16 protein-coding genes are annotated in these 19,748 nt (G+C 39.2%); 9 read left to right on the forward strand and 7 right to left on the reverse strand.

All coding sequences use genetic code 11. The annotated features are described in order from the left end of the window. Nucleotides 1-240: 240 nt before the first annotated feature. From ACF8D3_RS11310 to ACF8D3_RS11320, 3 genes are all read right to left on the reverse strand, one after another. A complete protein-coding gene (locus ACF8D3_RS11310; protein WP_392471579.1) occupies nt 241-1,767 on the reverse strand; it encodes a DHA2 family efflux MFS transporter permease subunit in 1,527 nt (508 codons plus the stop codon). Between the two features lie 6 nt (nt 1,768-1,773). Further along, nucleotides 1,774-2,922, reverse strand: coding sequence for an HlyD family efflux transporter periplasmic adaptor subunit (locus tag ACF8D3_RS11315; RefSeq protein ID WP_019384988.1), 1,149 nt, complete (start codon nt 2,920-2,922; stop codon nt 1,774-1,776). Nucleotides 2,923-3,188: 266 nt separating this feature from the next. Further along, nucleotides 3,189-3,686, reverse strand: coding sequence for a thioesterase family protein (locus ACF8D3_RS11320; RefSeq protein WP_007481271.1), 498 nt, complete (start codon nt 3,684-3,686; stop codon nt 3,189-3,191). Between the two features lie 174 nt (nt 3,687-3,860). Here ACF8D3_RS11320 and hemB point away from each other — a divergent pair, with 174 nt between their 5' ends. Next, nucleotides 3,861-4,874, forward strand: a complete 1,014-nt coding sequence (gene hemB, locus ACF8D3_RS11325; RefSeq protein WP_392471581.1) for a porphobilinogen synthase — start codon at nt 3,861-3,863, stop codon at nt 4,872-4,874. 326 nt (nt 4,875-5,200) lie between these two features. Then, entirely contained in the window at nt 5,201-6,322 is a 1,122-nt protein-coding gene (gene thiO, locus ACF8D3_RS11330) for a glycine oxidase ThiO (RefSeq protein ID WP_392471611.1), read from the forward strand. Here thiO and ACF8D3_RS11335 read toward each other — a convergent pair. Continuing rightward, entirely contained in the window at nt 6,305-7,213 is a 909-nt protein-coding gene (locus ACF8D3_RS11335; protein WP_392471583.1) for a TIGR01777 family oxidoreductase, read from the reverse strand. The two genes, thiO and ACF8D3_RS11335, sit on opposite strands and share 18 nt — an antisense overlap. A gap of 71 nt (nt 7,214-7,284) precedes the next feature. Beyond that, nucleotides 7,285-7,737: an ABZJ_00895 family protein gene (locus ACF8D3_RS11340; RefSeq protein WP_004881025.1), complete on the reverse strand. Its 453-nt coding sequence runs from the start codon at nt 7,735-7,737 to the stop codon at nt 7,285-7,287. A 304-nt stretch (nt 7,738-8,041) separates the two neighbouring features. Here ACF8D3_RS11340 and ACF8D3_RS11345 point away from each other — a divergent pair, with 304 nt between their 5' ends. After that, the gene (locus tag ACF8D3_RS11345; RefSeq protein ID WP_023013964.1) at nt 8,042-8,419 is read left to right on the forward strand and encodes a VOC family protein; all 378 of its coding nucleotides are present in this window, start codon (nt 8,042-8,044) and stop codon (nt 8,417-8,419) included. 47 nt (nt 8,420-8,466) lie between these two features. On the opposite strand, the gene ACF8D3_RS11350 is transcribed toward ACF8D3_RS11345, so the two are convergent. After that, the gene (locus ACF8D3_RS11350; protein ID WP_392471584.1) at nt 8,467-9,249 is read right to left on the reverse strand and encodes a crotonase/enoyl-CoA hydratase family protein; all 783 of its coding nucleotides are present in this window, start codon (nt 9,247-9,249) and stop codon (nt 8,467-8,469) included. A 504-nt stretch (nt 9,250-9,753) separates the two neighbouring features. On the opposite strand from ACF8D3_RS11350, the gene ACF8D3_RS11355 reads away from it, so the two are divergent. From ACF8D3_RS11355 to ACF8D3_RS11375, 5 genes are all read left to right on the forward strand, one after another. Then, entirely contained in the window at nt 9,754-11,796 is a 2,043-nt protein-coding gene (locus ACF8D3_RS11355; protein ID WP_392471585.1) for a BCCT family transporter, read from the forward strand. 153 nt (nt 11,797-11,949) lie between these two features. Continuing rightward, nucleotides 11,950-13,200 carry an exonuclease SbcCD subunit D C-terminal domain-containing protein gene (locus tag ACF8D3_RS11360; RefSeq protein ID WP_392471586.1) on the forward strand — a complete coding sequence of 417 codons (1,251 nt, stop codon included), beginning with the start codon at nt 11,950-11,952 and terminating at the stop codon, nt 13,198-13,200. A gap of 9 nt (nt 13,201-13,209) precedes the next feature. Next, nucleotides 13,210-16,806, forward strand: a complete 3,597-nt coding sequence (locus tag ACF8D3_RS11365) for an AAA family ATPase (protein ID WP_392471588.1) — start codon at nt 13,210-13,212, stop codon at nt 16,804-16,806. Between the two features lie 28 nt (nt 16,807-16,834). Beyond that, nucleotides 16,835-17,107 (forward strand): hypothetical protein, encoded by a 273-nt coding sequence (locus tag ACF8D3_RS11370; RefSeq protein ID WP_023013959.1) that lies wholly within the window; start codon nt 16,835-16,837, stop codon nt 17,105-17,107. Between the two features lie 71 nt (nt 17,108-17,178). Continuing rightward, nucleotides 17,179-17,844 (forward strand): HAD family hydrolase, encoded by a 666-nt coding sequence (locus tag ACF8D3_RS11375; RefSeq protein ID WP_392471590.1) that lies wholly within the window; start codon nt 17,179-17,181, stop codon nt 17,842-17,844. A 35-nt stretch (nt 17,845-17,879) separates the two neighbouring features. Here ACF8D3_RS11375 and ACF8D3_RS11380 read toward each other — a convergent pair whose 3' ends face one another. Beyond that, the gene (locus ACF8D3_RS11380) at nt 17,880-18,572 is read right to left on the reverse strand and encodes a YggS family pyridoxal phosphate-dependent enzyme (RefSeq protein ID WP_392471591.1); all 693 of its coding nucleotides are present in this window, start codon (nt 18,570-18,572) and stop codon (nt 17,880-17,882) included. 126 nt (nt 18,573-18,698) lie between these two features. Here ACF8D3_RS11380 and ACF8D3_RS11385 point away from each other — a divergent pair, with 126 nt between their 5' ends. Beyond that, complete coding sequence (locus ACF8D3_RS11385; RefSeq protein ID WP_004881041.1) at nt 18,699-19,736, forward strand: type IV pilus twitching motility protein PilT; 1,038 nt, start codon at nt 18,699-18,701, stop codon at nt 19,734-19,736. Nucleotides 19,737-19,748 lie beyond the last annotated feature (12 nt).

Below are 19,748 nucleotides of genomic sequence, written 5' to 3' on the forward strand. Positions count from 1 at the left end.
CTTTATACGCCTATAATTTCGATTAATCAAGCTTTTCACTAAAAAACTGCAAATTAAGTATATTTTATATCCAAAACCTTTAAATTGACGCTAAAAAACACTTTCCAAGTCTTTTGATTTTCCTCTCTCAAAAAGTACTTTTTGATAAAAAAATTACAATGAAAATAAAAAGTAGAAAAATAAAAAACTCGGATTAAATATCCGAGTTTTTTTATAGTCAACAACCTATTTTCATCTAAGTTAATGTGGTGCAGGTCCACCTGAGATCGGTTTCGGTTTTGGACTCAACCAAATGAATGCACTCGCAAATATAAATACCAATGCCAAAAGCATAAATACATGGTTGGCTGATATGGTAATTGCCTCTTTATCGACTAAATTCGCAATCACACCCAGTGTTGCATCTGGAGAGAATCCATTTTGAAGCAAGCTATTTTGTACTTCTTGCGGATGTAAAGAATTAACCATTTCACTGCGTGCCACTTTGGTATGATCATCCCAAATCGTCACCGCAATCGATGCACCAATAGCCCCTGCCATTGTCCGTAAAAAGTTCATCAAACCTGCGGCAGAAGCCATTTCTGATGGTAATACCGATCCCATTGCAATATTCGACAGCGGAATAAAGAAAAACGGTACAGCAAAGCCCTGCAAAATCTGCGGCCATGCCAAGGCCATAAAGTCTGCATCGGTCACCCAAAACATACGCATGACGGTAACGACACCGAGCAAAGCTAAACCAAAACTTGCCAATGCTCGTGGATCGTATTTCGTTGCCAGTTTCGCAACGATAGGCGACATGGTTAAACTACCAAATCCCATCGTGGCGGTGAGATAACCTGCCCATGTTGCGGTATAGCCTAAATTGATCTGTAACCATTGCGGGATCAAGACAATACTGCCAAAGAATGAGCCAAAGCCAAAAGCCAGTGCGAGCACAGAAACTGCAAATCCCCGATGCCTAAATACATAGAGATTGACCACAGGATGCTTCTCAGTCAGCTCCCATATCATAAACACGACAAAGCCAACAACAGCGATCAGAGCAAGCATAATAATGCTGCTGCTATTGAACCAATCCCGCTCATGCCCAAGATCAAGCATGAGTTGCAATGCGCCAATCCACAACACCAATAAGCCCAAGCCAATTGCATCAATACGTAATTTTTCAGTTTTGGTTTCAGCAACAGATAGCAAGCGTATCGCAGCTAAGACACAGAAAATACCGACAGGAATGTTGATAAAGAAAATCCAGTGCCACGACAAATTATCACTGATTAAGCCGCCCAAAATCGGACCTAAAATTGGGCCAACGACAGTGGTCATTGCCCACATTCCCATGGCTTGTGAATGTTTTTCTGGAGGGAAAATACGCATGAGCAAGGTTTGACTGAGTGGCATCAGCGGACCACCACAAAGACCTTGACCTATACGGAAAAATACCAACGTTTCCAGTGAGGTCGCTAAACCACAGAGGAATGAAAAAATAGTGAAACCAATCAGTCCAAAGACAAAGACCCGAACAGTCCCAAAGCGTCCAGCCAACCAGCCAGTTAAAGGAACACAAATTGCTTCGGCAACAGCATAGGACGTAATAACCCAAGTCCCTTGTGAACTTGAAACAGCTAAGTTTCCTGTGATATGTGGTACAGATACATTGGCAATGGTGGTATCTAAAACCACCATAAAGTTTGAGAGTGCAATAACAAATGCTGCAAGCAGCAATCGTCCACCACTCAGTTCTGCAAAAGGTGTTTGCGTTTTCATGGCTAATTACTTCGATGCAAGGTCAATATCCGCTTCCATCGACAAGCCGACACGCAGTGGATGTTCAGCAAGCTCTTTTGGATCTAGAGAAATACGTACAGGTAAACGTTGTACCACCTTAATCCAGTTACCAGTTGCGTTCTGAGCCGGAATCAAAGCAAATGCGGCGCCTGTACCGCCAGAGAAGCCTTGAACTACACCATGGTAAACAACATCATCACCGTATAAATCGGATTTGAGTGTAACTTTCTGCCCTGCTTTTACTTTCGCAAGTTGGCTTTCTTTGTAGTTTGCATCAACATAAAGTGCAGCAACAGGAACAACTGACATTATCACTGTACCAGGTGCTACACGCTGTCCAATCTGGATATTCTTACGTGTTACAACACCATCGACTGGTGCTCGGATCACCGTACGATCTAAGTCCAATTTGGCTTGTTCAACATGGGCTTGAGCAACCAAAACATCAGGCGTAGATGATTCATTGACTCCTTGAATCAATGCTTCATTTGCGGCCAAAGTACTTTCAGCTGCTTTACGGCTTGAAGTTGCCTGAGCCAATCCAGCCTGCGCTAAATCCAAACTTGCTTTTGCCGTTGACACAGCACTTTGCGCTTTACTTAATTCTTCTTTTGAAATTGCACCAGAAGCTGCCAGTTCATTACGGCGTTTTAATTCTAGCGTTGCACGATCAAAATCAGCTTGTGCTTTAGTTACTTGCGCTTGGGCACTGGTAATTTCATCATTACGAACCACAACTTGCGAGTTAAGTGAGCTGCTATTTGCCTGACTCTGTTTATATTGACGTTGCGCTTTTGCCAATTCAGCTTGAGCTTGTGCCAATTGAATTTTGGCATCACGCTCGTCAATGCGAACCAGTACATCACCCTGTTTCACTTGTTGCGTATCTTTAACCAAAACATCGGCAACTTGACCATTCACCATCGAAGTGATTTGTGCAGTTTCCGCCCCTACATAAGCGTTATCTGTGGTCACAGAATGATTGAAGAAAATCGCCCAAATGCCATACAAAATTGCTGCAAGAATAAGAATGAGTGCAAAAAATCCTAAAAACTTTTTACGTTTTGCTTTCATTGCATCATCTGATGCCGAATTTAAAGCAGCATCTTGTTGATTCGCTTGGGCGTCACTCATAAGTTATTCCTGAAAATTAAAGAAAATTTTAACTTTTGGTTTAATCAGCCGATCAGTCTTTTTTTAAAAACTTAACCGAATGTTAAAAGCATAGGTCAAAATTCGAGCAAAAAATTTAAAAGCATTCTAACGACAAAAAATCACATAGCGAGAATAAAAAAAATAACTGGTGCGTTCAATTCTTATATTTTGATAATTATTTTCGGTAAAACTTATATACAAATATAAAAAAAGCGTCTGAGACGCTTTAATTATTGGTCTATTTTTTAAAATGCATATGAAGCAATTGCTGTGGCAATCGGTTTCCCTTCATCATTGACCATCGTCATTCTCATCGTGCAACCTTTACGTCCTAAACGTAAAGTTTCTGCTCGAGCAATAAAATATTTTCCACGACCCGGCGCAAGATAATCCACACGCATATCAACTGTCGCCAAACGTGACACTTTTTTGATGGTATCAGGTAAATCCTCAGGCGTTGCACGGCGATAGAGCTGTTCCATTGCAACAACACCACCAATGCTATCTAACATTGTTGCAGCAACTCCACCATGTAAAATTTGAAATGCGACATTTCCTACCAGCTCAGGCTGCATTTCAAAATATCCTTCGATCTGATCATCAACGACACGCATGACCATGCCACTGTACTTAAAAAAAGGACAGGCATTAAATGCTTTACAAAGCTGCTTCAAGACCACGTCATGATCTGCCTTTGCACCTAATTGAATATTTCCAGTCCAGTTTCTCTTTACATCATTCATACGCTGCTAACATCCAAGGGAACGATAAATGCCCCATTATTTTGCACAAACTTTAAAATATGGGGCTACAATAGCTAGGTTTTTCAATTGATCTAAGCCGCTAAGTTTTCTCCCCTAGCATGACTTAAATGATTCAATTATTCATATAGTGTAATACTGAACATCGAGATTGTTATGACTTATACGTTCAATCGCCCAGCTTTCCCAGCGACGCGCATGCGCCGTATCCGTAAAAATGACCAACTTCGTGCCATGGTCAGCGAAACACAACTCACAGCAAATCATCTGATTTATCCAGTATTTGTATTACCGGGACAGCAACAAACGCAAGACATTCCAAGCATGCCAAATGTGCAACGCTTATCAGCTGACTTGCTGTTAAAAAAAGCAGAAAGCTTACTGGAACTGGGTGTATCAAAGCTTGCATTATTTCCAGTCACGCCACAAGAAGACAAAAGCCTAACAGCGGAAGCGGCATGGGATGAAAATGGTTTAGTACAAACAACCTGTCGCTTACTAAAAAAAGAATTGCCAGAAATGGTACTCATTACTGATGGTGCACTTGATCCTTATACAACACATGGTCAGGACGGTATCATTGATGAGACAGGTTATGTGCTCAATGACGAAACAGTTGAATGCCTCGTGAAGCAAGCACTTAGCCATGCAGCCGCGGGTGCAGATGTCGTTGCACCAAGTGATATGATGGACGGTCGTATTGGTGCAATTCGCCAAGCGCTTGAACAAAATAGTTTTATTTATACCAATATCATGGCGTATTCGGCTAAATATGCCTCAAGTTTCTACGGTCCATTCCGTGATGCAGTTGGTTCTGCCAGCAATCTAAAAGGCGGCAATAAATATAATTACCAAATGGATGTCGGCAACCGTGCAGAAGCACTGCATGAAATCGCCCTTGATATTCAAGAAGGTGCAGACATGGTGATCGTCAAACCAGGTATGCCTTATTTAGATATTGTCCGTGAAGTGAAAGATACTTTTAGTGTGCCAACTTTCATCTATCAAGTCAGTGGTGAGTACGCCATGCTTGCGGGTGCGATTCAAAATGGCTGGTTATCTGAAAGTGTCATTCTAGAGTCGTTAATGTGCTGCCGTCGTGCTGGTGCTGATGGGATTTGGACGTATTTCGCTGAAGATGCAGCGCGTAAACTGAAAGAGATGAAATGATTGATCTGATTTTGGTATAAAACCTTATACTGAAATTGGATACTCGGAAACGTCATCCGCAATTGTTTGAGACAGGACAACATTAAAAGAATGATGTTTCTGCGATTAACTAAACGAGTTGATGGTAAACAACGAGTTTTGCGGATGACAATGCCTTTGCTCTTACGAAGCTTCAAACGCTTCTCAGGGCAAACCAAAGTAAGTCTAGCTGAAGGCTAAGCATAGAAAATAGATTGAGAACTCGGCAAGACTCCGCCGTATTTATTCTTATTAATTTAGATCAAATTTGGGCGCTCACCCAAATTAAGCAAATAAAACTGGTTAACATGCATATTGCCATCATTGGTGCGGGTATCAGCGGATTAATGACCGCATTAGAACTTGTTGAACAAGGCTGTTCAGTCGACATTTTTGATCAACAGCAAGCGGGGCAAGCTGCTTCTTGGGCAGGTGGAGGAATCCTTTCTCCGATGTACCCTTGGCGATATGCACCAGAGGTCAATCAACTTGCTCAATATGGTAAATCCCTCTACCAAAAGTGGAATGAAAAGTTGCTGCCGATTACAGGAATCGACTTTCAAATCCACGATACAGGTATGCTGATTTTCGATCAGGAAGACTTTAACGTTGGTCTTGATTATGCAACTCAATTTAATGAACCTATGCAACAGGCTCATTTATTAAATAGAGAAAAATTAGAACATGTTAATCCGCATATTTCGGCACAATTTCAACAAGCGATTTATTTCCCACAACTATCCAATGTACGCAATCCACGATTATTGCAATCACTGATTCACTATTTAAAACAACATCCCCTCGTTCAATTTTTTGAACATTGTCCAATTGAAAAGCTACTGATTCAAAATCATAAAGCACAAGGCATACAACTCAATGATGGACAGCGTTTTTATGCAGACCATGTGGTACTGGCTTCAGGCGCATGGAGTCAGCATTGGCTAGAACAACTGCAACGAGAAATTCCAGTTCATCCAGTTCAAGGGCAAATGTTGTTATTCAAAACACCCGAAAACTGGTTACCTACCATGTGCATGAATCGTGTGATGTATCTGATTCCTCGCCAAGATGGGCATATCGTATGTGGCTCAAGCATGGCGGAAGTTGGTTTCAATACAAGTACCGATAGGCAAACGCAACAGAATATTTTAGACGCTTGCTTAGAAATGGTGCCCGAACTTGCGCAGTTTCCAATTGTAAAACGTTGGGCTGGTCTACGTCCAAGCTCGCCTAAAGGTATTCCTTATATTGGTCAAATGCCTGATATCGAAAACCTTTGGGCAAACTTTGGACATTTTCGCAACGGACTATGTATGGGTTCTGGCTCTGCCCTTTTACTACGCCAATTGATTTTAGAACAAAATACCATTGTCAATTCCAGCGCCTATTCACCTAGCCGCTTAGAAAAAACATTATTGATGACGAGCTAAAATGTCTTTGAGGGCTGATTCAAGTGTTGGATATTGGAATTGAAAACCATACTCAACCAAAGCTTTGGGTTCAACAAATTGACCATTTAAAATCAATTGAGACTGTTCACCTAACATCAATTCAAAAATACATTTAGGCATTGGCAGTAGCGGCTTACGCTTTAAAATTTTTGCCGCAACTTTTACAAATTGCTGCTGATTTGATTGCTCAGGTGCAACCAAATTATAGACTTTTTGTGCTTGATCAGATGTGAATAAAAATTCGATTGCGCTAAGCACATCTTGGATATGAATCCATACAATCGGCTGTCTTCCAGATGCAATTCGCCCCACGGTATTTAACCGAATGGGCAGTAACATTTGCGGCAGAATTCCACCATGACCAAACACAACCCCCAAACGAATGATTTTGGTGTTTTGTGCAGTGAATTTGAGCGCCATTTGCTCCCATTTTTGGCAAAGTTCAGACATAAATATAGCTTGGGGCGGTGTATTTTCATCGCAACTTACCGCCCATTGTTCATTTGGATCAATGCCGTAATAACCAATTGCAGAACCAGAAATAATGCACTTGGGGAAGATTTGATGTACATCTAGCCATTCATACAGATTTTGCGTCATTGCAACACGGCTTTCAATCAGCTGTTGTTTACGACTTTCAGTCCAACGCTTAGCGCCTATATTCTCCCCTGCCAGATTTACAACATAATCAATTTGTGTCGTCTCTATTTGCTCAAAATGATTCACCCAATACAGATCAGGATGATCCGATGATTTATTCCTTTGTCGCGTCAATGCGATGACTTTATATTGTCTTTCCAATAAATAAGCTAAAAGATGAGAACCAATAAAACCACTTGCTCCCGTTACCAATACAGTCAATTTTTGCATCTCACGACCTATCAAAAATTATGTGTATTTGTAGTCTTAGCAAAATAAAAGTGAATTACAAGTGAACTTTTTTAGTGCGTATTAAACATCTTGTTCGCCATTCGTTGGGCTTGTGGACCATAAAACCAAAAAGTAATCAGAAATAATGGAACGGCAATGACGAACCACATGGCTAAAACTGTCAATAAAAATGCAGGTTGTTTTAAATACAATAAAAAGTTCTGCCAAATTTCAGGGTCTTTACGTGCAAAGATAAATAAACCAAGCAATAAACCACAAGCGTTATACCCCCAAAAGATCAAAGTAAAGCCCAGTGTTAATCGTTTTTTCTCTTGAGGTGTTGGCGCACGACGCTGTTTTTTTAGAAATCTGAATAAAACAAAAATTATCGCGATCAAATAAGGAATCGCTGTTAACACACCGCCTACACTATTCGGTAAAATTGCAGCCAAGATACCAGCTATCAAAGTTGCAAGCAGACAAATAATAAAAAACCAAATATAGTACAAACGCAATGAAATCATAAAGATAAACCTAATAGAATCGGCTTTGAAAAATAATTATAAATTTTTTTCTCTTTTTTTTCATTTTTATGTCAACCAATCCTCATCGAGCAGCGTTATATAGGGTACAAGGTCGCAGCAACCGAATGTTCATTGCACGGCATCCGCAATATTTTTCGGTGACCTTTCATTATGACTCTCCATCTTTGGCAAAGGTTTTGTTAGCAGCCAAAACCTTTAATAAAGATTTTGACCGACGATTTCTCATCACTCGAATCGTCGGTTTTTATTTTTTATCATCAACAAAAATAACAAGGATAAAAATATGAATCATCTTATTTATTTTGAAATTCAGTCTTCAAATCCAAAGCGTGACATCCATTTTTATCAATCTGTGTTTGATTGGCACTTCGAAAAAACTGAGGGGCTTCCAATTGAATATTACCGTATCGAAACATCTGGAATTCACGGTGGTCTATTACAACGTCCTGTTGCCATACCACCTATGGAATGTGGTACCAATGCCTTTACTTGCTCCATTCAAGTTGAAAACTTTGATGAAACGGCAAATAAAATCTTAAATTTAGGCGGTACTGTTGCTATGCCAAAATTTGCGATTCCAAATCGTTGCTGGCAAGGCTATTTTGTCGATTTGGATCACAATGTATTTGGGATTTGCGAGGTCGATGAAAATGCCAAATAAACCTGTCATCCCAATATGTTATATGACCAATCAGAAAAACTTAAACTTCATTTTCCTTTAAAATCAGGTAGTCGTCTTTCAAGCATAGCCCTTACACCCTCTTTGGCATCTTGAGATGAAAATAACGGTTTGAGATAACTATCCATTTTCTGAAATGCAGACATCTGTCCTTCGGTTACAGCATCGGTTGCTGATGCCAATAAGGCCTGTACTGCCAATGGTGCGGCAATACAAATTTCTTGAGCAACCTCGATAGCGCGATCTAGCTGTTTACCTTTTTCAACGATCTCCGAAAGTAAATTAAGTTTATCTGCTGTTTGGGTATCAAAGGTTTTACCCGTTAACAAATATGGCATCGCTTTTTGCCAGCCTGCTGCTTGTACAAATCTTACCGTCGCGCCACCAAATGGCATAATTCCACGTAATACTTCAAGCTGTCCAAATATGGTGTCTTCACTTGCAATCACTACATCAGCATTGAGCAATAATTCAACGCCTGCGGTATAACAAAAGCCTTGTACGGCGACAACAATAGGTTTCGTTCTATGTCGTCCACTCACACCCCAAGGATTTACTTGACCTTCCTCAAAATTAAAAATTCCTTGTGGAATTTTCGGTTGTAATTCGACCAGATCTAAACCCGCCGTGAAATGATCACCATGTGCAAAAATCACGGCGCAACGCAATTCAGGATTATTTTCATATTCAGTTAAGGCAAGGGATAAGTCGGCAATCATATGACTGTCAAAAGCATTACGCTTTGCGACCCGATCTAAGCCGATCAACATAATATGTCCCATTATTTCTCGGCTTACTTTTCCTAAGCTCATTTTATTTTCCTCTTTGTAATCATCATCTCGGTAATAAACTAATTGATGGTTTAAATATCTTCAATGTATGTCTTGTAGATTTTTTGGCTTAAACACAACTCTTTTTTTGATTTAATTAAAAGTATTTCAATCATCATATTTTAGGTATTTTTGCATTGATTAGAAAAATGAATAAACAGTGAATTTTTTTAATCAGAAACTTGATTAAATACTGATTTAATTTAGCTTTTCAAAATTTAGCTCGATAAAATCAATATAAAAATATGTCTGAATTCTCAAACTAAACGGATCAACTTTTAACTTCGCCTGACCATTTCAACCATGTGCACTGATTTGTCGCATCATCATTTTGACGTTATTATAGTCAATATGAAGAAAATGATGTCGAGCAAAGCACACACTTATTCTTATAGATTCAAACGCATTATCATCTATCAATGATGTTATACGAACCCTCTATCGACTTAAAAAATTTAAGAAAAATATCGAAAGGAAAGGTTTTGTATGACTTCCACAACAGAAACAAAAGGATTTTTTAAAACAGCAATCTTACTTCCTGTTTTTATTCCAGCCGTTATCGTCATTGTCTTCGTGCTATTTGGAACAATCAGTAATCCAGAATTAGCAGGTCAATTTTTCTCAGAAGTTCTTAACTATGTAACCCATACTTTTGGCTGGTTCTACATGTTAGCCGTCGCAACATTTCTTATTTTTATTGTTGGGATCGCAATGAGTAGCTGGGGAAATATCAGATTAGGCCCTGATCACGCTGAGCCAGAATATAGTTTTTTATCATGGTTCGCGATGCTATTTTCAGCAGGTTATGGTATTGCGCTTTTATTCTTTGGGGTGGCCGAACCTGTTTTGCATTTTAGTCAGCCACCTCAAGGGACACCAGAAAGCGTAGATGCCGCCAAACAAGCCATGCAAATCGCCTATTTCCATTGGGGTTTCCATATCTGGGCAATCTATGGCGTAGTTGGCTTATCACTTGCCTATTTCACTTTTCGTCATGGTTTACCACTGGCAATGCGCTCAACGCTATTTCCCTTAATTGGAAATCGCATTAACGGCTGGATGGGACATACCGTTGATACCTTTGCAATTTTAGGAACTTTATTCGGGATAGCTACAACCTTAGGATTATCTGTAACGCAAATTAATACGGGGATGAATTACTTATTCCCTTCTATTCCAATTAGCACGCCTGTGCAGATTGCAACCATTTTAATTATCACGCTGTTGGCAACTTTTTCCGTTGTTGCAGGTATGGATAAAGGCATTAAGCGACTCTCCATTATTAATATTGGACTTGCTGTTGCGCTCATGTTGTTTGTATTTATTGTTGGCCCAACCTTATTTATTTTACAAACATTTGTTGAAAATACAGGAAGCTATCTCAGTAATTTAGTTGAACGAACTTTTAGTTTACAAGCTTATACATCAAATGACTGGATCGGAAACTGGACTTTATTCATCTTTGGCTGGACGATTTCATGGGCACCATTTGTTGGTATCTTTATTGCGAAAATTAGTCGTGGACGAACCATTCGACAGTTTATTGTCGGTATTATGCTCATTCCAACCTTTTTCACGTTCTTATGGTTTTCAGTCTTCGGTGATACCGCTCTGCATATGATTATGGTCGAGGGTTATCGCTCACTGGTGCAAGATGTTCAACAAGATAAAGCAATTGCCTTATTTAAGCTCTATGAACATTTGCCACTCACGTCTTTATTATCCTTTCTCAGTGTTATTTTAATTATTACGTTCTTCGTAACCTCAGCAGATTCAGGCTCATTAGTGATTGATTCCCTTGCCTCTGGCGGAGTAACAGATACTCCGATTTGGCAACGTATCTTCTGGTCGACCACACAAGGATTAATTGCTTCAGCATTACTACTTGCTGGTGGTTTAACGGCTTTACAAACGGCCTCTATTGTCAGTGCGCTGCCCTTTACCATCATTATGTTGATTGCAATTATTGGAATGTGCCGAGCCTTGGTGATTGAACAACATCGCAATGCAAGCTTAACTCACCATCAACCAACCCAACACGCCCCTGAAAAAAGTGATGATACAGAATCCTTAATTCAACGTCGTCTACACTGTCTTGTAACGTTCCCAACTCAGCAACAAGTGAGCCAATTTATCGCAACGACGGCTTATCAAAGTATGGAAGCAGTAAAACAAGGTTTCCAAGACAAAGATTGGCCATTTGAAGTGATTTACGATGAAGTCAATACCCGAGTACAACTCAGACTATCCGAACTCGATAATGTTGAATTTATCTACGAGATTAGGATGTGTGAATATACGATTCCAAGCTACATGAAAGACTTGAAGCGTAAGGAATACGCTGATCAAGAAAAATATTATCGCGCTGAGGTTTTCTTACTTCGTGGTGGTCGGGCATATGATGTGTATGGTTTTGATCAAAGCTCTCTCATCAATGATATTTTAAATCAGTTTGAGAAATATCTTCACTTCTTGCATATTTCACCAAGCACTTTACCGTGGAAAATGGAAAGTGATATGCATCATTAATCTGACAGCAAAATGCCCTAAATTATGTAAATAATTTGGGGCTTTTACTTTTATGGTTTTGATCTTCCCTCACACATTCAGATAATACGATCCTATTTTAAGTACCAATTTATGCTACCTTATCCCTATTCAAAAATAGGGATTTTCTATTTCATGACTGTGCGTTTTTTTCATACGTCTGACTGGCATTTGGGACAGTTTTTTTATAACCACTCACGCCAATATGAACATGAACAATTTCTTGCATGGTTACTGGAACAGATCAAAATAAAACAACCACATGCGCTATTGATCGCGGGTGATATTTTTGATGTCATCAATCCCAGCTCACAAGCACAAAAACAACTTTATCAATTTCTCGCAGATGCGCATGATCTTGCGCCACAAATGCAAACTTTAATGATTGCAGGTAATCATGACTCAGGTTATCGCATCGAACAAGTTGAGCCTTTATTAGAAAAATATAATGCCAAAACCGTCGGAGTGATTCGTTGGAATCAAGACAAAAGCCTCGACTTGGAGCGTTTAATTTTACCAATTTATGATGAGCAAAAACAGATTGTGGCATGGTGTATTGCCCTACCTTTCTTGCGTTCAGCAGAAATCACTGGGTTTAATGAACACACCACCAACAGCCAAAATGCGATTGCTTATTTACATCAACAATTAATCGAAGAAGCTAAACGTCGTAAAACCGATGACCAAGCACTAATTTTAATGTCACATGCACATATGCAAGGTGGAGAAACCTCTGATTCAGAGCGACCAATTATTATTGGCAATGAAGAAGCACTTTCGACTACTTTATTCGACGACAGTATTGATTATGTGGCACTTGGGCATTTGCATAAACCACAGAAAGTTCAACATCCGCATATTCGCTATAGCGGCTCACCGATCCCACTTTCATTTAGTGAAATCAACTACAAGCACCAAGTAGTTGATGTCACAATTGACTCAGCAAATGTTGAAAATAAATTTTCTTTTGACGCCATTGCGATTCCACGATCAATTCAGTTGCATAAAATCAAAGGCGAATTAAATGAAGTCATGCAGCGTCTTAAAAACTTGCCCAAAGACCCCATCGAAAACATTGACCATCGTGAATATGTCGATATCGAATACCACACCGCTACGCCACCACAACCCAATTTAAGACAACAGTTTGAAGATGCGCTACCTAAAGATCGTTATCGCTTGGTACGCATTTCAAGACAGTATTTGTCTACTGAAAACTCAACTGAAACTAAGCAAAGTGTCAATTTAGAACCGCCAACACCTGAAAAGCTTTTCCAACAAATTTGGGAGAAAAAAGGATATGACAACGATAGTGAAGTGATCAAAGACTTTATAAGCCTCGTTGCTGAAGCACAAAAACAACTTGAAGATGATCAGACTGTTTAAGGATTTGCCGTGAAAATTTTATCGATTCGACTTAAAAATTTGGCATCACTTGCAGGTGAACATTTTATTGATTTTGAAAGCGACCCACTGGCAAGTGCTGGTTTAATTGCCATCGTCGGCAAAACGGGCGCAGGTAAATCTACACTACTTGATGCGATGTGTTTAGCTTTGTTCAATCAAATTCCTCGTCTTAAATCGAGCGATGGCAAACTGGTCGATGTTGATGGTTCAGAGCTACTGACCAATTCCCCTTTGACGGTATTACGTCGTGGGACGGGACATGGTTTTGCTGAACTGTGTTTTGTTGCTCAGGATCAAAAACATTATCAAGCACGTTGGGAAATTAAACGTGCCCGTGAAAACCCAAATGGCAAACTACAAAGTGTACAACGGTCATTAAAATGCCTGACTGATGGTGTGGTTATTGCAGATAAAACCAAAGCTGTAGAAACCCATATTCAACACATTACCCAACTTAGTTTTGAACAATTCACCCGTGCCGTTTTACTCGCGCAATCCGAAGTAACCGCATTTTTAAAAGCTCGTGATAATGAACGTGGTGAATTATTAGAATATCTCACCAACTCCAGTATTTTCGCCAAGATTGGACAACTCGCTTATATCAAAACCAAAGAAATCGCTGATCAACGAAAGCAATTGGAAAATGTGTTAGGTCATATTGAAATTCGTTCTGATGAAGAACTTGCTGAGCTACAAAAGCAATTCCAACACCTTCAAGAACAAACTAAAAGTTTGGAAAATGAAAAAAATCAATTCAAACAACAACAGCAATGGTTTGAGCAACGAGATAAAATCAACAATGAAATTGGATTAAAACAACAACAGTTTGATCAGCAACTTAAAGCACAAGAAACCATTGCCAAAGATCGCCAATTACTGGGTCAATTAGAACAGTTTGCTGAGATACGCCCTATTGTATTTCAACAGCAACAGCTCCAAAAAAAACTACAACAACTCACACCACAGATTCAACAAAAGCTGAATGAGTTTAGTGTTTTAACCACTCAATTTGAGCAGCAAAAAACGCTTTATACCCAAGCAGAAACAACACTCAATCAGTTTCAAAATTTCGAGCAAAAGCATCAAACTGAACTGACACAAGTACGCAAGTTTGTGCAAGAACGTGACTATATTGCTGAAGAATATAAAAAAACTAAAACTCGACTGACTCAACTGGAAAGCCAGCAGCAGCCACTCATTGAGCAACAACAACAGCTTGAACAAAGCATCCAAAACTTGGGTGCGCAACATACGACTTGCTTAGAACAGTTAAAATACAGTGCTCAATACGCGCCTTTAGATAAAGGTTTAAATGCCCATATTCAACAACTCAAGCAATTTATTCAGCAATATCAAAAAGTAGAAAATGCGCTCGGTTCTATTCAACAAGCACAAGCGAAACTTGAGCAAGATCGAAATACATTCGACAGTTTAATCGCGCAATTTGGCTCAACCCAACACATTGAACAGCGTATTGAGCAACAGTCGAAATTAAAAGAAGCTCAACAGCTTCGCCTTAATCAATTGGATGTAATTCAACAAAAACTTCATCATTATTTTGAATTAAAAAATGAGGTGCTTACCTCGCAAAACAAATTTGACGCTATACAAACACAATCTCAACAGCTAGAACAACGCAGCAAAAAAACTGAGCAAGATTATCATGCTGCTAAAACTGAACGTGAGAAACTACAACAGGTTTTGCAACAACAACGTATACTGCATGCTGAAAATATTGAACATCTACGTGCTGAACTCAAACACGGCGAAGCCTGTCTAGTCTGTGGCAGTACCGAGCATCCTTATCGTGATGATGAAAGCCAAATCTCTAAAGCGCTGTATGAACTACAGCAACAACAAGAACAACAAGCAACTCAACAAGAACAACAGCTTTTCCAGCTTTGGCAAAAAACACAACAACAATTCACCCAAAGCCATACTGAACAAACTCAATTGCAACGACAGTTACAGCAGTTGAATGAAAAATTAAAAACACATGATCAGGTGTTACAACAGCATGTATCACAGACGAATATTCAACTCGATTTCGATCTCAGTGAGCATGACATCACGAATAAGATGCAAACATTGTTTTTAGAATCTACGCAGGCTCAACAACAGCTTGAAAAGGAATTACAACAATTTAACCAAGCCAATAAAGATCAGCATACGCTCAATCAAAATATTCAGAATACCCGTCATCAACTTGAGACCGTACAGCACTTACAACAACAGATTCAGCATATCGTGGACTGTCTCAATACAGACGATAAAACGGCTTGGTCTAAGCAAGGCGTGTCATTCTCACAACAAGTCTTACAAGCATTGCAGCAACGCAGCCAACAAATAGAACATGCGGAATCACTCACCAAACAGAAAGACCAATTCGATCAGCAGCTAATTTTATTAAAGAGCAATTTGGCAGGACTTACCACTCAACAAGTTGAATGTACACAGCAGCTAAAAGACATCGAAATTAAAGGCAAACAAAATACTGATGCTGCCAATCAACTAATCTTGGCCATGACAGGTTCAACTAAAATCAAAGCCAATGAATGGTTACAACAGCATGATCAACAACGTCAGCAATTACAAAACCAATATCAGCAGTTAAAGCAGAGTTTTGAACAGGCTCGCCAAAATTTTGAGCAACAGAAAAATGTACTCGAACCACTCAAATCACAACAGCAACAGAATCATGCGTCTTTGGAGCAATGTAAAACTGAAATTAACAGTTGGTTAGCTCAACATCCGAATTTTATAGAAGATCAATTGAACGAATTAGTTTCGATTTCATCAGCCCAAGAACAGCAGATTCGGAGTGCAATACAGCAAGCAGATCGTACGCTCAGTGAAGCAAATTCTGCACTAAGAACTATCCAAGAACAGTTGAATACACATCTTCAATCAGAACCGAATATTCAGGTTGAACAACTCACTGAATTGATAAATACCAATCAAGAAGTTTTGCAGCAAGCAACAGATCAGCGAGATCAATTAAAAGTTCAACTTGAGTTACATCAGCTTAGCATTGAGAAACAAAAACAATTTGCCGAGCAAATCCAGCAGGTTCAACAGCAAGAACATCGCTGGAGCAAAATATCAGAATTAATTGGAAAACGTGATGGCAAACAGTTCCGAGATTTAGCTCAACAATACAATCTCGATATTTTACTTGAATATGCCAACCAACAATTAGCGATGTTGTCTCAACGCTATACACTAAAGCGCTTGGATAATTCGCTGAGTCTCGCCATTATCGACCATGATATGGATGGTGAAACTCGTTCTGTGGCTTCATTGTCTGGTGGTGAATCGTTCCTGACTGCCTTGGCAATTTCCTTAGCGATTGCCAATATGGCTTCTGGTTCAATGAAAATCGAATCTTTATTTATTGATGAAGGCTTTGGGACTCTCGATGCATCTTCGCTTCATATGGTCATGAATGCGCTTGATCAACTACAAAGTCAGGGCCGAAAAGTGATTTTAATTTCCCATATTCAAGAAATGCATGAACGGATTCCTGTACAGATTCAGGTACAACCCATTGGTTCAGGTTCAAGTCGGGTTGAGGTGATTGGATAGATTTAATAATTCATATGGAAAATAAAAGATGGAACAAAATAATTCGTTTCAATTAATACCAATATTCAACCGTATTTCGAATCAAAAAATTGCGGAATACGGTTGCTTATACTGCTTAGAAACAAAAGAGTATGCTGTTCTATGCACTAACTTTTACAGTCCCTCTTCCTCAAATGAAGATCATGCTTATTTCAAGAAACAGACCATTGAGTTATTACTAGAAGAGTCTCCTCAGATTCGTTGTAAATGGTTCTCTTCAATTGAAGAAGCGATTGATGAACACGATTTAGAGTTTATTTAGTTACTATTTCAGATTGAAATCATTTATGAGTAAATTTTATGATGCTTGAATAACCACAATACCGAACTCTAATGAATCAAAAGAAAGCCGTTATCTTTGATCTTGATCAAACCATACTGGATAGAACAACCTCCTTAATAAAATTCTTAAGTTGGCAGATCAATTTTTTTCAATTAGTTCCTACTATGAAAAAGGAGCTATTCATTCAGCGATTTCTTGAACTTGATGATAATGGCAAAGTTTGGAAAGATCGTGTTTATAAACAACTCACTCACGAGTTTTCAATTGATCATGTTTCAAGAGATATCCTATTAGAAAGCTATATAAATGATTTTAATAAATTTTCATGTTGCTTTGAACATATTGAAAAAACGATGACCCAATTAAAACAGCAAGGATATTTAATTGGCTTAATTTCTAATGGTAGAACACCTTTTCAAGAACATAATTTTTATACCCTAGGTCTGACAGAATTCTTTTCTAGTATCATTGTTTCCGAGGCTATAGGCTTTCGGAAGCCTGATCCTAGAATTTTTCTCTTGTCTTCTGCACAGCTTGATACACCACCACAAAATTGTATCTTTGTAGGCGATAATCAAATAGCGGATATACAAGGAGCAAAGGACGTTGGCATGAAAACCATATTCTTTCACCCTATTCCAGAAGTTGAGTCATTTATTGCTGATGCTAACTTACATGATTATGTAAGACTCGTTGAAATTCTGGAAAATCTCTAACCATACTTTCAAGCGAATATCAGCAAATAATCATTTTAGCTTTTGGTTGAATAATCTCTTGTACCAAATAGCGCCGTCCCTACTCTTACCATCGTTGAACCAGCTGCAATTGCAGCATCTAAATCAGCAGACATCCCCATACTTAAAGTATCCCAGTCTTGTGGCTGTGCATGTTGAGATTTTACTTGCTCAAATAGGACTTTAGCATCTGCAAATGCAGCATGATTTTCAGGTGCAGGAATCACCATCAAACCACGTAAACGGATATTTGGAAGTCGGCTAATTTGTTTAACTAGCTCACTAACTTCTTCTGGCTGACAACCATCTTTGGAATCTTGCCCATCAATATTCACTTGTAGGCAAATATTTAATGGCGTTTGCGACTCTAAACGCTGACTCGATAAACGTTCCGCAATAATCAAACGATCAACCCCATGTACCCAGTCAAATTTTTCAGCTAAATGTTTGGTTTTATTGCGCTGCACATGTCCAATAAAATGCCATTCGACCTCTAAATCTTGTAACTCTTCTATTTTGGTCAGTGCTTCTTGTAAATAGTTCTCACCAAAACTACGCTGTCCAATGGCATACATTTCTCTAAGCGCTAAACTTGGATGTGTCTTTGATACGGCTAACAATTGTACTGTTGCAGGATCACGTTGGGCTTGCTGACAAGCTTGTTCAATTTGACTTAAAACAGATTGGCGGGATTGTTCCGATTGATTCATTGACACAGTTCTCATTTATGAAATCTTTTTTTGCGTTCGCATTCTATAAGGTGTTGGTAAGCTAGAATGAAAGCCGTATATTATTCTACAAAATAATGAGACATTTTTGATTGTTTCGGGGAAATTATGGATATTACAGAATTACTCGCCTTTTCAGTAAAAAACGGTGCTTCAGATTTACACCTTTCTGCGGGTATGCCGCCTATGATTCGTGTAGATGGTGAAGTTCGTCGTATTAACTTACCTGCATTAGAACATAAAGATGTACACCGTTTGGTGTATGACATTATGAATGACAAACAACGTCGTGATTTTGAAGAAGATCTAGAAACAGACTTTTCATTTGAAGTACCTAATATCGCTCGTTTCCGTGTGAATGCATTCAACCAAAACCGCGGTGCTGGTGCGGTATTCCGTACCATTCCTTCAAAAGTTTTAACGATGGAAGATTTAGGACTGGGATCAATTTTCAAAGAAATTTGTGACTATCCACGTGGAATTGTACTTGTAACAGGTCCAACAGGTTCGGGTAAATCAACCACCTTGGCTGCGATGATCGACTATATTAATGAAAATCGCTATGACCATATCTTAACTGTCGAAGACCCAATCGAATTTGTACACCAATCAAAAAAATGTTTGATTAACCAACGTGAAGTCCATCGTGATACACATGGATTCAACGAAGCACTTCGTTCAGCGCTCCGTGAAGACCCTGATATTATCTTGGTCGGTGAGATGCGTGACTTAGAGACCATCCGCCTCGCTCTAACTGCAGCCGAAACAGGTCACTTAGTATTTGGAACGCTACATACCACCTCAGCAGCAAAAACGATTGACCGTGTGATCGACGTATTCCCTGCTGAAGAAAAAGACATGGTACGTGCCATGTTGTCAGAATCGCTACAAGCCGTTATTTCTCAAACACTATTGAAGAAAAATGGCGGCGGTCGTGTTGCTGCACATGAGATTATGATTGGTATTCCTGCGATTCGTAACCTTGTACGTGAAAACAAAGTTGCACAAATGTACTCAGCGATTCAGACGGGTGCTAACTATGGTATGACAACGCTAGATCAAAGCCTGAAAACCTTAGTTTCTAAGGGATTAATTAGCCCTCAAACAGCCCGTACTGTTGCTAAACAACCTGAATCATTCCTATAAAAATAAATGGAT

It is taken from the genome of Acinetobacter sp. YQ_14, assembly GCF_043102985.1.
Classification (GTDB): domain Bacteria; phylum Pseudomonadota; class Gammaproteobacteria; order Pseudomonadales; family Moraxellaceae; genus Acinetobacter; species Acinetobacter venetianus.